At 63.9% G+C, this 13,021-nt stretch carries 15 protein-coding genes; 8 read left to right on the forward strand and 7 right to left on the reverse strand.

Features of this window, described 5'->3' with window-relative positions; genetic code table 11:
• The first annotated feature begins 9 nt into the window (after positions 1 to 9).
• Positions 10 to 684, forward strand: a complete 675-nt coding sequence (locus AC5RWO_RS05020) for an endonuclease/exonuclease/phosphatase family protein (protein WP_498729843.1) — start codon at positions 10 to 12, stop codon at positions 682 to 684.
• 65 nt (positions 685 to 749) lie between these two features.
• On the opposite strand, the gene AC5RWO_RS05025 is transcribed toward AC5RWO_RS05020, so the two are convergent.
• Positions 750 to 1,733 carry a hypothetical protein gene (locus AC5RWO_RS05025; RefSeq protein ID WP_498729845.1) on the reverse strand — a complete coding sequence of 328 codons (984 nt, stop codon included), beginning with the start codon at positions 1,731 to 1,733 and terminating at the stop codon, positions 750 to 752.
• A 157-nt stretch (positions 1,734 to 1,890) separates the two neighbouring features.
• Between AC5RWO_RS05025 and AC5RWO_RS05030 the strand changes: the two genes are divergently transcribed.
• From AC5RWO_RS05030 to AC5RWO_RS05040, 3 genes are all read left to right on the forward strand, one after another.
• Entirely contained in the window at positions 1,891 to 2,376 is a 486-nt protein-coding gene (locus AC5RWO_RS05030; protein WP_498729847.1) for a hypothetical protein, read from the forward strand.
• 108 nt (positions 2,377 to 2,484) lie between these two features.
• Positions 2,485 to 2,949 (forward strand): ABC transporter substrate-binding protein, encoded by a 465-nt coding sequence (locus tag AC5RWO_RS05035; protein ID WP_498730099.1) that lies wholly within the window; start codon positions 2,485 to 2,487, stop codon positions 2,947 to 2,949.
• Positions 2,946 to 3,956, forward strand: coding sequence for a cation diffusion facilitator family transporter (locus tag AC5RWO_RS05040; protein ID WP_498729848.1), 1,011 nt, complete (start codon positions 2,946 to 2,948; stop codon positions 3,954 to 3,956). The genes AC5RWO_RS05035 and AC5RWO_RS05040 overlap by 4 nt, the downstream gene beginning before the upstream one ends.
• 14 nt (positions 3,957 to 3,970) lie before the next feature.
• Here the strand turns inward: AC5RWO_RS05040 and AC5RWO_RS05045 are convergent, their stop codons facing one another.
• Positions 3,971 to 4,594 (reverse strand): GNAT family N-acetyltransferase, encoded by a 624-nt coding sequence (locus tag AC5RWO_RS05045; RefSeq protein ID WP_498729850.1) that lies wholly within the window; start codon positions 4,592 to 4,594, stop codon positions 3,971 to 3,973.
• A 52-nt stretch (positions 4,595 to 4,646) separates the two neighbouring features.
• A complete protein-coding gene (locus AC5RWO_RS05050; RefSeq protein WP_498729853.1) occupies positions 4,647 to 5,270 on the reverse strand; it encodes a LysE/ArgO family amino acid transporter in 624 nt (207 codons plus the stop codon).
• 124 nt (positions 5,271 to 5,394) lie between these two features.
• Between AC5RWO_RS05050 and AC5RWO_RS05055 the strand changes: the two genes are divergently transcribed.
• The 3 genes from AC5RWO_RS05055 (at position 5,395) to AC5RWO_RS05065 (ending at position 6,925) form a co-directional block, all read left to right on the forward strand.
• A complete protein-coding gene (locus AC5RWO_RS05055; RefSeq protein WP_169995456.1) occupies positions 5,395 to 5,589 on the forward strand; it encodes a DUF2795 domain-containing protein in 195 nt (64 codons plus the stop codon).
• Positions 5,590 to 5,683: 94 nt separating this feature from the next.
• The gene (locus tag AC5RWO_RS05060) at positions 5,684 to 6,328 is read left to right on the forward strand and encodes a LysE family translocator (protein WP_498729855.1); all 645 of its coding nucleotides are present in this window, start codon (positions 5,684 to 5,686) and stop codon (positions 6,326 to 6,328) included.
• A gap of 135 nt (positions 6,329 to 6,463) precedes the next feature.
• Positions 6,464 to 6,925, forward strand: a complete 462-nt coding sequence (locus AC5RWO_RS05065; RefSeq protein ID WP_498729857.1) for a DUF3817 domain-containing protein — start codon at positions 6,464 to 6,466, stop codon at positions 6,923 to 6,925.
• A 63-nt stretch (positions 6,926 to 6,988) separates the two neighbouring features.
• Here the strand turns inward: AC5RWO_RS05065 and AC5RWO_RS05070 are convergent, their stop codons facing one another.
• The 4 genes from AC5RWO_RS05070 to dnaB form a co-directional block, all read right to left on the reverse strand.
• Positions 6,989 to 7,864, reverse strand: coding sequence for a 2-hydroxy-3-oxopropionate reductase (locus AC5RWO_RS05070; RefSeq protein WP_498729858.1), 876 nt, complete (start codon positions 7,862 to 7,864; stop codon positions 6,989 to 6,991).
• A gap of 62 nt (positions 7,865 to 7,926) precedes the next feature.
• Complete coding sequence (locus AC5RWO_RS05075; RefSeq protein ID WP_498729859.1) at positions 7,927 to 8,448, reverse strand: metallophosphoesterase family protein; 522 nt, start codon at positions 8,446 to 8,448, stop codon at positions 7,927 to 7,929.
• The gene (locus tag AC5RWO_RS05080; RefSeq protein WP_074700472.1) at positions 8,448 to 8,924 is read right to left on the reverse strand and encodes a TetR family transcriptional regulator; all 477 of its coding nucleotides are present in this window, start codon (positions 8,922 to 8,924) and stop codon (positions 8,448 to 8,450) included. Before AC5RWO_RS05080 ends, AC5RWO_RS05075 begins: the two co-directional genes overlap by 1 nt.
• Before the next feature lie 111 nt (positions 8,925 to 9,035).
• Positions 9,036 to 11,546 (reverse strand): replicative DNA helicase, encoded by a 2,511-nt coding sequence (dnaB, locus tag AC5RWO_RS05085; protein ID WP_498730101.1) that lies wholly within the window; start codon positions 11,544 to 11,546, stop codon positions 9,036 to 9,038.
• A 702-nt stretch (positions 11,547 to 12,248) separates the two neighbouring features.
• Between dnaB and AC5RWO_RS05090 the strand changes: the two genes are divergently transcribed.
• On the forward strand, positions 12,249 to 12,992 hold the full coding sequence (locus AC5RWO_RS05090; RefSeq protein ID WP_498729860.1) for a hypothetical protein: 744 nt from the start codon (positions 12,249 to 12,251) through the stop codon (positions 12,990 to 12,992).
• Positions 12,993 to 13,021 lie beyond the last annotated feature (29 nt).

Below are 13,021 nucleotides of genomic sequence, written 5' to 3' on the forward strand. Positions count from 1 at the left end.
GGTGATCCCGTGCTCAGAGTCATCAGCTACAACCTCCGAAAGCACAGTGCGAGCCATGAACTCTTGAAGCTGACCCAGGACTTCGACGTCAATGTCCTCTGCCTGCAGGAGTGCGATACCACGGACCTGCCGCAAACGCTGGGACCGCTGCATCTGGCGGATTCCACCAAGGGAAATCGGCTGGGGTTGGCGATGTACTACCACAAGGACCGCTTCACCGCCCTGGAAACGAATACCTTCGCACTGAAGAAGTCCCTGCATGACTACATCCTCTCCCCCGCCCACGAGCGGTTGCTCGGCGTGCGGCTGGTCGATAACGAGACGCAGCATGAGCTGGTGGTCGGCTCGTTCCATGCCGCGCCGCTGACAGCGACGAATTCACTGCGGCGCCACCAGATCAAGGCCGGCCACGCAGAACTACTCACCATGGGCGGCGAAGGGATGACGCTGATGGTGGGCGACTTCAACTACCCCTTCTTCACGAAAAACCTCATCTCCCACCTCAAGGAAACCGGCTACGAACTCACGCTCAGCAACCGCCGGACCTACACGCGCTACAAGGTCTTCCAAGGCCACTTCGATTTCGCCACGTCGCTTGGCCTGAATATCGAGAGCGTGGAAACGCTCCCCCGCGGCGAATCGGACCACCTGCCCATCCTCGTCTCGGCCGAATACCTAAATTAGCCGAGCCCACTGCCCGCCTGTCCGCGGCGGACAGCAGAAACACCAATAACGACGACGGGGGCCGGCTAGTCGCTTAGGGCGTAGGGCGGCACGTGGCGGGCGTTGTTGAACGGCTCGAACCAGTTCTCGAACTTCATCGAGGCCACGCCGGTGCCGATGCTGTCGAGGTAGTCGTCGAACCCATCCAGCGCCTCGTTGTAGAGCAGTTCCGCATCCGTGTCCTCAAGCAGGAACTCTTCCACGGTTTCCCGCCAGTCTTCGTCCAGCTCCAGGCCGGCCTCCTCGGCCAGCACCTGCGCCTCGTTCAGCAGGCAGCGCAGCGCAAGCTCCTGTGCAACGCACGACGGCGGCTGCCAGCGGCCTGCGATCCTGGTGGTCAGGTCGACGGCGACCGTGAGGAACCGTTGGGCGAACAGTGCAGTGTAGCGGTGCGCGAAGCGCGGCGGCAGGCCCGAAATGACGAACGTTTCGTCCACGTCGGCCGCAGTCGGCGTTCCCCTGCTGCGCAGCAACTCTATGTCCGAGAACAGCTCGTCCATCATGACCACGGAGGCGTGCCACAGCAGGCCGGCCACCAGTTTCGCCTGCCGCAGCGAACGACGGCGCTCCCCCTGGTCCTCAAGTTCGTCGTTATAGCCGAGCATGTCCGGGCTCAGCCCCTCCACCTGGGCGGAAAGATCGATGAAATCCTGTTCGGTGACCGGAGCATCGGGAACGTCGGCAGGCCGGCGGTCGGCAAACTCGCCGTCGATCACGATGGCGGTGTCGGCAGCATGGATCTCGTCATCGTCGGCAGGATTGCCCGTTTCCGCGGAGACTCGGAAGGCACGCGGCTCCACTCCCTCCACCCCGGCGAGGACGTCCGCCGCCTGGATCGGATCCGAGGCGATGATGAGCGCGTTCATCGGATCGCTGATCGCATACTCGACTTCCTGGGTGTCGGAAGCACGCGAGATCGCGCTGTCCCGGAGGGCGTCGGCGTCGATAATGTTCACCTCGATCGTCACCCGCAGGGATACCGTTTGGCCCTGCCCGCTCTCCTCATTCATGGAGAAAGCATATATCTGCCAGTCCCGCGCCGCGTCCTGTGCTGAGGGACATGGACGATGTCGTGGGGTCGAGCCAGTTGGACACTGGTCCTGCCCACTTCCATTCCACCGAACCTGACCAGACTAACGACCGCCGTCTCACCATATAGTCAATAAGGTGAGTTCAGAAGCTTTGTCCCGCCCCGCCGTCGTACGCCGTCCCAATCCTTTCCAGGCGCTGATGGCGGTGATCTGCATCCCGATGGCCATCCTGGTTCCCGTGTGGGTGGTTGCCGGGCGGGTGCTGTTCGGGATCTCCGGGCCGATGGTGTCGATCCTGGCGTTCACGCTCGGGCCGGTGCTGCTGCTCCTGCTGCTGTTCGCGGGGGTCAAGACCGTGGCGAACGCCGTCAGGGTGCGGCCCTTCGGCGCGCCGCTGAAGACATCCGCGCTGCTGCTGACCACTTATCTGGTGGTCTTTGGGTTCGGCTTCACCGTGCCTGATTTCGGCGAGAACGGCGGCTCGGTCCTGACGGCTCTGGCCGGCGAGTCCGCGTTGGGCCTGTCGATCGCGTTGTGCAATCCGCTGGGCATCATCTCCATTGCCCTGTCCATCACCGTGACCGTGGTCTGCTACCGGGACGCCAAATACGGCCGGCATTAGCTGTTGGACCCCTGCGCGGCTTTGGCTTGCTAGAGTCCGAAGCAGGAGCAGAACGCCACGACCCTGGAGGTGATTGCCTTGCCGACGCCAAGGATCCGATGGGCAGTGATGCTCGCCGTTGCTCCCCTGCTGGCCGCCTGCGGGATGTCCATGCCGGCCGACCCGAACGGGACCCTGCAGGAAGTTACCGGCGGGACGATTCAGGTAGGAGTCACCGCCGCTGCTGGGGAGGAAGGCAACTGGGTTCGGCTGCAGCCGGGCGTGGAGCCGGCCGGGATCGAGCCGGATCTGGTGCGTGGTTTCGCCGCCACCCGTGAGGCCACCGTTGAATGGACCGGGGGCACGGAGCACGAGCTGGTGGACGATCTGGAACACGGCGAGCTGGACCTGGTGATCGGTGGTTTCGGCGCGGACACGCCCTGGACCAAGCACGCGGGCACGACACGGCCGTACATGGAAACCAAAGACGAACGCGGCAAGACGGTCAAGCACGTCATGCTCACGCCGATGGGCGAAAACGCTTTCCTGCTCGCCCTGGATAAGTACCTGCTGGCCCAGGAGTTGCAGCCATGAGCGCCGGGAACAGCACGCAGGCCGTACACTTCGGCAACACCCGGTTGCCGGAGGAGCAGCGCGAGACCCTGCGCAAGGCCAAGAAACTCGAGTGGATCACCATCGCGTTCCTGGCTGTCACGGTGGCGCTGGTGTACCTGGTGCTCGGAAACTCGCAGGCCATGAAGGCGGCCTGGATCGAGGACATGCTCTCCTTCCTGCCGCCCATCGCGTTCCTCGTGGCAGCCCGTGTCATCCGCAAGCCGCCCACGGAGCAGCACCCCTACGGCTACCACCGCGCCATCGGAATAGCCCACTTAGTGGCTGCCGTGGCCCTGTTGGTCATGGGCACCTATCTGCTGGTGGACTCGGCGCTGGGACTGATCACCGCGGAGCATCCGACTATCGGCGGCGTGGAACTGTTCGGCCGGACCATCTGGCTGGGCTGGCTCATGATCGGCATCATGCTCCTGATCGCGGCGCCGCCGGTCTTTATCGGCCGCGCCAAGATGAAGCTGGCCGAGAAGCTGCATGACAAGGTGCTCTACGCGGACGCGGACATGAACAAGGCCGACTGGATGACCGCTGTCGCCGCCGCCGTAGGTGTGGCGGGGATCGGCATCGGCTGGTGGTGGGCTGACTCCGTGGCCGCGCTGGTGATTTCGGCCAGCATTGCCAACGACGGCGTCAAAAACCTGCGCGGTGCGGTCAGCGACCTCATGGACGCCCGGGCCCGGACTTACGACAACGCCGGCCCGCACCCGCTGCTCGGCCGGATCGACGACTTTCTGGGCAACACCGGGTGGGTGGGCGAGGCCAAAAGCCGGATCCGCGATGAAGGCCATGTGTTCCATGTGGAGTCTTTTGTTGTCCCCCGCGAAGGCAGTACGCCGACGGCGGAAGACCTGGAGCAGCTGCGCGAGGACTGCGTGGATCTGGACTGGAAGATCCAGGACCTGGTGATCGTCCTGGTTCCGGAGCTGCCCGAAGAGTTCCTGCCGGGCGTTGAAACCGGGGGCGAGGACTAGCATCCGGCGGGGCTTCAGTCGGCGAGCGCTTTCCGCACCAGTTCACGCCGCTTGCCGCGGCGCTCCACCAGCTGGAACCCCGCTCCCAGAAACACCTCCAGGGTGCCGTAGTACAGGTCCTGGGCCGGCGTCTTTCCGCCAGCGGTATCCACCGGGTATCCCTCGACTGCTCTGGCTCCGCGGCTTGCCGCATGCGCGACGGCCGCGTCCAGCAGCCGGTGGGACAGCCCGATTCCGCGGGCGTCCCGCTTGATGTAGAAGCAGGCCACCGTCCACAGGCTTGCCGGATCCTCGCCCTCCGCCAGCCGGGCGACGACGGAACGCTCCAGCCTGGTGTGGCACTGCCGCGGTGCCACGGACACCCAACCCAGCGGTTCGCCGTCGAGCCTTGCAACCAAGCCGAACGGCTCGCCGGCCTCCACCCTCGCGTGCACATAGTCCCGCCGCTCGATGCTGCTGGAGGATGAATAGTCGCGCGAGGACAGCCGGAACCAGGAGCACCAGCACCCGCCCTGAACGCCGCCGGGGCCGAAGAGTTCCTCGAAAACAGGCCAGGTCGCCGTCGTTATTTCCACCAGTTCGAGCCCGGAAAGGTCCCTTTGGGCCGTGTCCTGCTGTGTCCCGTCCAGCTGCGCCATGCTTCCAGCTTGCCAGCGCCGCGGCAGCTTGCGAAGACCTGGCGGCGGTTTTCTAGGCGCCGATCGCCATCCGGATGCCGAGTGCGAACATGACCACGGCGATCGCTCCGTCCAGGATCCGCCAGGAGGACGGCTTAGCGAAGAACCGCCGCAGCAACCGGGCCCCGAAACCGAGCGCACTGAACCAGAGAATGCTGCCTAGCATCGCGCCGCCGCCGAACCACCAACGCGCATCCGGTGCCTGGCTGTTGGCCACCGAGCCCAGCAGCAGCACGGTGTCCAGGTACACGTGCGGGTTCAGCCAGGTCAGGGCCAGCACGGTGGCCACGGCGGCCTTGGTGCTGAGCGGACCCTGCTGCTCGCCCGCGGTGAGCGAACCCGGCCGGATGGCGCGCTTCGCCGCAATCAGGCCGTAGCCGATCAGGAACGCGGCACCGGCATAACGGATGACATCGACCACCACCGGCGCGGCCTCGATCAGCGCACCGATGCCCAGGATGCCGGCGGCGATGAGCAAAGCGTCGGACAGCGCGCAGATGACAACGACGACGGCGACATGCTCGCCGCGGATACCCTGCCGCAGCACAAACGCGTTCTGCGCCCCGATGGCGATAATCAGCGCCAGCCCCGTCCCCAGCCCGATGACCGCTGCCTGGACCAAATCAAGTGCATTCACAAGAGTCGAAGGTACTACGCTTCGGTACTGCGTCACGGATGTCCGCCGGGCTATTCCCCTTCACGGGAAGGGAACGTACGTTGGATTGGTACCCCGTCCACCTTCCCCTTCAGGAGGAAACCGCATGGCAGACAACCCCAGCCCCATCGACATCCAGAAGGCCCTTGGCGGCGTCGACTATCCCGCCTCGGCCGCCGACCTGGTCAAGCACGCGGAGAACTCGGGCGCCGACAACGCCGTCCTCGAGGCACTGCGTGGCCTCCCGGAGAAGGACTACGAGACTCCCGCCGAGGTCAACAAGGCCATCTCCAACAGTTAAGAAAAACTAACGACGGCGGCCGCCCGCCCCCGGTGCCCGGCTTCCGGCTAGCCTCGGGGCCGGGGCCTCGACGGCCCTCGGCTATCATGCATTCGTGACTACCACCCAAGCACTCCTGTCTTTCGCCATGGTCGCAGCCTTGTTGACGATCATCCCCGGCATGGATACTGCCATGGTCCTGCGTTCCGCGATCAGCCAGAACCGCCGGCATGCCTACGCCACGGCGCTGGGCATCAACTCAGGCGCCATGATCTGGGGAATCGCGGCGGCGGTCGGAGCGTCCGCCCTGCTGGCCGCCTCCGAGACAGCGTTCATGGCACTCAAACTGGTCGGCGCCGCGTACATGATCTGGCTCGGCGCCTCGCTGCTGTGGAATTCGTTGCGGCGGCCAACTATGCCCGCTCCGGACACCGGCACCTTCCCCGCGCCCCGGGGCGGTTCCCTGCTGGCATCCTGGGCCAAGGGCACCGGTACGAATCTGCTCAACCCCAAGGTCGGGGTTTTCTACATCGCGATGATCCCGCAGTTCATTCCGGACGACGCCGCTCCGCTCCTGATGGGCATAGCCTTGGCCGCGATTCACAACCTGCTGGGCCTGCTATGGTTCACCGGGATCATTTTCGGTACCCATGTTGCCCGGAAATGGCTGCGGACACCGCAGGTGGCGAAGACAACGGACCGCATCACAGGGACGGTCATGGTCGGATTCGGCACCGCCCTGGCCTTGGAAACCCGGTAGCCTTACCCAGGCTCGTTCCCTAGGCGAGGGTGCGTCGGTCCTCGGCGACGGTGCCGCGGTCCTGGGCCAAGGTGCGCTGACATGCCTCCGCCCGGTATTTTGGAAGGGATCCCTTTTCCCCAGTAGAGGACCCTTATGTCTCCGCGCGCCCTGTTCCGCTCTGTCGCCTTCGCCGAGGCGGTGACGTGGACGCTGCTGCTGATCGGCCTGTTCCTCAAGTACGTCACAGAAACCACCGAGGTGGGCGTCCGCATCGGCGGCGGCATCCACGGGTTCGTGTTCCTCTGCTACGCGGCCGTCACGTGCTTCATGTGGGTCAACCAGAAGTGGCCGGCCAAGACCGGGCTCCTCGCGCTGGTTTCCGCCGTCATCCCCTATGCCACCATCCCCGTGGAAAAGTCGCTGGACAAGAGGGGCCTGCTCAACGGCGGCTGGCGTCTGGCTGCCGGCGGTGAGGAACCGCGCGGCATGCTTGAGAAGCTTCAGGCGTGGGTGCTGCGCAAGCCCATCACGGCCATCGTCGTCGCACTCATCGCCGTGGCCGTCGTCTTCAGTTTCCTGCTGTTCCTCGGCCCGCCCGACACCTGGTTCGCGTAGCAACTGGTCCGCCTAACGACCGCCGTCCGGGCTCGGCCCTGACAGCGGTCGTCCTTTCCGCTGCTACCGGCCGGAGAGTTCTTCGACCAACTTCAGCAGCGCGGTGTTGTCCAGTTTTCCGTCGCCCTGCGCCACCAGCGCCGCCATGAGCTGAGCCGCGGCGGTGCCCAGGGGAATGGTGACTCCCGCATCCCGCGCAGCCGCGGTGAGAATGCGCAGGTCCTTATGGTGCAACTCCGCGCGGAAGCCGGGCTGGAAATTCCGTTCCACCATGCTGGGGGCGCGCCGCTCCAGCACCGCGCTGCCGGCAAGACCGCCGGAGAGCGCGTTGATGGCGGTGGTCGGATCCACCGAGTTGGCCTCGAGGAAAACGATGGCCTCCGCCACGGCCTGGATGTTGACCGCACAGATCAACTGGTTGGCGGCCTTGACCGTCTGCCCTGCCCCGGCCGGACCGACATGGACGATGGTCTTGCCCATGGCCTCGAAGACGGGCCGGGCTGTTTCCACGTCGGCTGCTTCCCCGCCCACCATGATGGACAGCGTGGCCTCGATGGCGCCGCGTTCGCCGCCGCTGATCGGCGCGTCCAGCACGCCGAAGCCCCGTGCTCGGCCTGCCTCGGCGATCTTGCGTGCCGTGGCCGGCTGGATGGTACTCATGTCGATGAAAAGGGCACCCTCGCGGGCGTGGGCAAAAACTTTGTCGTCACCCAGGGCCATCGCCTCGACATCGGGCGAATCAGGCAGGCAGGTAATGATGACATCGCGGTCCCGGACGGCCTCAGCCACGGTGGCGGCACCCGTACCGCCGGCTTCGACGAGGCGCTCCACCTTGGCCTGCGAACGGTTGTACGCGGCCACATCGAACCCTGCCTTGACCAGGTTCGCCGCCATCGGGCCGCCCATGATGCCCAAGCCGATAAAACCTATCTTCGTCATGAAAACCCTGCCTTCGTCGTTGATGTCGGGAGTGTCACACCTGCCGGTCACTGTAGTGGCCATCATGCGGGTCCCGGTAATCGATTGCGGACGGTGACCAGCTCGACGTCGAGCACCTGGCCGGATTCCACCACGGCGGTCATGTAGGTGCAGACCGGCTGTCGACGCCGGTCCGTGGGCGAGCCTGGATTGAGCAGCCGCAGGCCGCCGTGCGATGTTGTGTCCCACGGGATGTGGCTGTGCCCGAAAACCAGCACGTCCGTCGCGGGAAACTTCGCCTCGGCCCGCTTTTCGCGTCCAGTGGCGGCTCCGGTCTCGTGGATCATGGCGAAGCGGACGCCCTCGATCGTTACTCTGGCGACCTCCGGCAGCCGCGCCCGCAGCTCTTCGCCGTCGTTGTTTCCATAGACTGCCACCAGCCGCTTGCTCCGCTGTTCAAATTCGTCCAGCAGCTCCGGGACGACCCAATCGCCGGCGTGGAAGACCACGTCCGCCTGCTCGACGGCGTCCCAGACCTGGGCGGGCAGCTGCCGCGCGCGTTTGGGAACATGGGTGTCCGCGACGAGCAGCAGCCGGCTGGCCACTAGGCGCCCTGCGCCTTCCGCTCCGGTGCCGTTTCGGCAAGAAGGGTTTCCAACCGGTTGTCCGTCAGGTAGGTCATGCCTTCCAGGATGCCCGTCAGCTTGCGGCGCTCTGCGGCGGTGAAGCGGGTTTCGTCCAGGATGTCGCTGACCCACAGCCCGTCCATGGCGAGGCGGACGATGATGCCGATGATGCCCGCGGGGTCCCGCGGGTCGAGGTCGCGGCTGTCCAGCCTGCGGTTCAGGTAGATCAGCGCCTCGGCGAGATTCGGCCTGGCTACGGCGGTGGCGAGCAATGCCGCTTGGTTCCGGTCAGCGTTCGACCGGGCGTCGGCGAAAGCCCGGATGTAGGCCCGTTCTTCTGCGCCTGCCGGGACAGGGTCCCGTTCGGCCAGCCTGCCCAACTGGTGGACCAGCTCGGTAATAATCTCTTCGACGTCCTGTTCGATTTCCTCGATGGGCGCCCCGGGCCTGAACATATCTCCTCCAGCTACTTGTCTGCGGGTTCTCCGCTTGTCTTCAAGTCTAGCCACGGCCGGCTGCAACTCACCCATCGGCAATTGCTGGCCGCGTATGAAGGCGCTTGGTGCTTAGCCGTGCTCGACCGCCATGTTCGAGAAGCGTGAATAGTGGCCTTGGAAGCCGACCACGATGGTCTTCGTCGGGCCGTTACGGTGCTTGGCCACAATCACGTCTGCTTCACCCGCGCGCGGTGACTCTTTGTCATAGATATCCTCGCGGTGCAGGAGGATGACCATATCCGCATCCTGCTCGATCGAGCCCGATTCACGAAGGTCGGAAACCATCGGCTTCTTATCCGTACGCTGTTCGGAACCACGGTTCAGCTGCGACAGCGCAATCACGGGAACCTCGAGCTCCTTTGCCAGCAGCTTGAGCGCACGCGAGAACTCGGAAACTTCCTGCTGACGCGATTCCACGCGCTTACCGGACGACATCAGCTGCAGGTAGTCCAGGACCACCAGCTTGAGGTCATGACGCTGCTTAAGACGGCGACACTTGGCGCGGATTTCCATCAGCGACATGTTGGGGCTGTCGTCGATGAACAGCGGAGCATCGTTCATCCGTCCCATGGTGGTGGCGATCTTGCCCCACTGCTCGTCCTTGATGGTTCCCTTGCGCAGGTCCTGCAGACCGATGGTTGCCTCGGCGGAGAGCAGACGCATGGCGATCTCGTTCCGGCCCATTTCCAGGGAGAAGAAGACCGTCGTCATGTTGTTCTTAATGGCCGCGGATCGGGCAAAGTCGAGCGCGAAGGTCGAGTTGTGAGTAGGAACAAACGTATGTCCGGCCAAGTACAGGTGCGATTCGTGGGCGACCTGAATGCACCGGACGGGAACGGAAGGAACAGACTTGACTGAGGTGATGAATCGCTGGGTCCGCTTCGGCGTCGGACGAGCATCGCGCTCTTTGTGCAGTATCTGCTTCCGGTGCAATCCGAAAACAACGTCTGACGTAGCGAACGTGATGGTGTAGGAAATCGAGGAGGCCTCGGACCTTCCATGAACGCGCTTCTCGCTCCACCCAGTGCGGTATCCCAGACTGTGGATAAGCTCGCGTGTGTCATGAGCAAGCGTTTTGGAAGTTACAGCGAACTGGACGCAACCCGAGCCGGTGACGGTACCGTCGCTATCCAACAAACCGGCGAGAAGCGCCCTCCGTTGCGCCTCGCTAGCACGCAGATACGTCGACGGGATGTGCTTGTTTCCCAAGACGCCCGCTGAACGCAAAATTGCCTGTAGGGAACCATGGTCCAGCCGGCATGGCTGGCACCGTAGGCCACCAGAACACTCCGTTCCGCAATCGATACAAGTAGACATGGGCACGGGATCAGAAATGAATCGGACCTTACCGCCACAGGACTGCGAACAGGTTCGCACGTGCCGCACTCTGCTGACAAAGTTCTTACCGCAAACCGCGCAGACGCCGTCGAAGGTGAATTTCTCCGTGGGCAGTTTGATGGCGAAAGTAATGCCGTCGACCTGAGAAGTCTCGTAGCCTTCCGCGGTGATGCGCATCAATACTTCGTCGTCGGCAGTCGTGATACGTGCTGCCTTCGAGTGGCCGTCGCCGAGCCAAGTGCCGAAGGTGTACGGACCTATGGGGAGTTCGGCATCCGGCAACTGCAGGGCCTTCGCCGTCACGATTGAGTGGTTCAGCCGGGCATCCTTGGTATTACAGCGCACGGACTGCTCGATCTCCGCAGTAGTTCGCACAGCGGCGAAGGTTCGCTGATTCTTGTACCCGTTATATCCGGCTTCAGCTGCCTGAGCAGATTTTCTTGATGCGCGCGTTTCTGTCAGCCACTGGTGCTCCGCGTCAGCAATGAGGACACTACCGTCGTCGAAGGTCACTTCGTAGCAAGGACGGTCCATCATCACGTCGGTCACTGCGACCACTTCAGTCGGCGTCCCGTCGGCCGCGAGAACCTGATCCCCCGCCTCGATCTCACCCATGGTGGTCCAGCCCGTTGGAGTGGGAAGCGGAGTGTCGAGCGCCAGCGCTTTACCCACAGCCGGCCTGGCCGCAATGACGATCATCTGTCCGCCGTGCAAGCCCTGGGTCAGTTCGTCGAGTTCGTAGAAGCCGGTGGGAACACCCGTCATGCCTTCGCCGCGGTGGCCGGCAGACTCGATCTCGTCGACCGTACCTTCAATAATGTCCTTCAGCGCCACATAGTCTTCAGCCGTGCGGCGCTCGGCCACCGTGTAGATCTCCGCCTGCGCCTGGTTGACGATGTCGTCGACTTCGCCGTCCTGCGAGTATCCGAGCTGGACGATCTTGGTTCCGGCGTCCACCAGCCGGCGGAGCACAGCACGTTCACGCACGATCTCCGCGTAGAATCCGGCGTTGGCAGCAGTGGGGACGGACTGGATGAGGGTGTGCAGGTATGCGGGTCCGCCGATGCGCGAGATTTCGCCGCGCTTGGTCAGCAGGTCGGAGACGGTGACGGCGTCGGCAGGTTCGCCGCGGCCGTAGAGGTCGATGATGGCCTCATAGATCGCTTCATGCGAGGGTCGGTAGAAGTCGACGCCGCGCAGCACCTCGACGCAGTCGGCGATGGCGTCCTTGGACAGCATCATGCCGCCGAGTACCGACTGTTCGGCGACCAGATCCTGAGGCGGGGTACGTGCGAAGTCCGGTTCCCGGCCAGCCTGGGCGGAGTCGGCATGTACTAAAGTCACCGCTGCCTGCTTTCTCTACTAAAACGACAAACCGGGCAATCGCATCCCGCCTCGCCCGTTGGAACGGGTATATCAGCCGCCTCCGACGCTTTCCGCTGCTCCCGGTTGAGGGCACGAAAAACTAGAGACCGGATCGCGGTCTGTTGAGGGATACTCCGCAACGTTAGCCCTCTATCCACACAGAACCAAGCGAGTTATCCACCGGCCCTGTGGATTAATTGTGAATTAGGCGGCGTGTCTTGTGCACAGCCTGTGTGCATAACTGTGGATAACAAAGTTAACTTGCCAGTAACAAGGCTCTGACCTGCGGAAACTTTTATTCCTCCTTGTGGATTAAAGAAATTTCTGTGGAACATTCATCCACACCTCTCGTGTTGACAGATGCCTCACATAGCCCTACACGCTGCTTATCCACGCCGTTATCCACAGCGTTTTCCACGCGTGAACCCCAACGATGTGCCCACCCTGTGCCACTGACGTGCGCCGTTACCTCTTCGGCTCGAAAACGGAAAATGTCGCTCCTCAGGTGCCACTTTTAGTTGAGGGCAGTCTCGGGTGGAGGGCTGCTGCCCATCTGGTTGTGCCCGTAGGATTGATCACATGGAGCTTTTCCTGATCCCCTTGCTGATTCTGGTTGTCGTCGTTGCGCTCGGCCTGCTCCTGTTGAAAACGGCCAAACGCAGATCCACACCCACCGACGACGGCGGCGAAACCGGCCGCCGGCCTGCCCGGGCTGCGGCGCCCGCTACTTCCAAGGAGCATTCCGAAGTGGCCAGCAGCCGGCTGAACCAGCAACAGCACACGGCTGTCTACTCCGCTATCGCAAGGGGCGATGCGCTGCGGGCGATCAAGGACTACCGGGCTGCAACCGGAGCCGGCCTGCGCGAAGCGGCTGCCGCCGTCGCAAATATGTCCGCGCATCCCCAGCCGTACACTCCCCCGCGAGCGCCCCAGCCGCAGGATAGTCCCGACACTGCCCAGCCGGACTCCGACGGCGCTACGGAGAGGAGCACCGCTTCGGAACCGGATACCACTCCTGAACCGCTCGCCACTCCGGAATCAAGCACCACCGCCGACGCCTCGGCTGCCCGCGCAAGCGTCACTCCGGCCACGGGCTACCGTTACCGGGCCATCGTCTCCAAGGGCGATGAGATCAGGGAGATCGCGAGCACCCGGCTCAATGACGAGGTCTTTGCTAGGATCAGGGCGAGGGCGCTCGACGGCGACAAGGAAGCCGCGGTGCAACTGCTGATGGAACACTCGGACGCGTCCCAGCAGGAAGCATCCGGTTTTGTGGAGCTCATCCACGACGAGCCCCCGGCCGGGGCCCCGGAAGGCCCCTGAGCCCTTCTCGCGGAAGCCGTCCATCTGCC

This window comes from Arthrobacter sp. B055-34 (assembly GCF_059090425.1).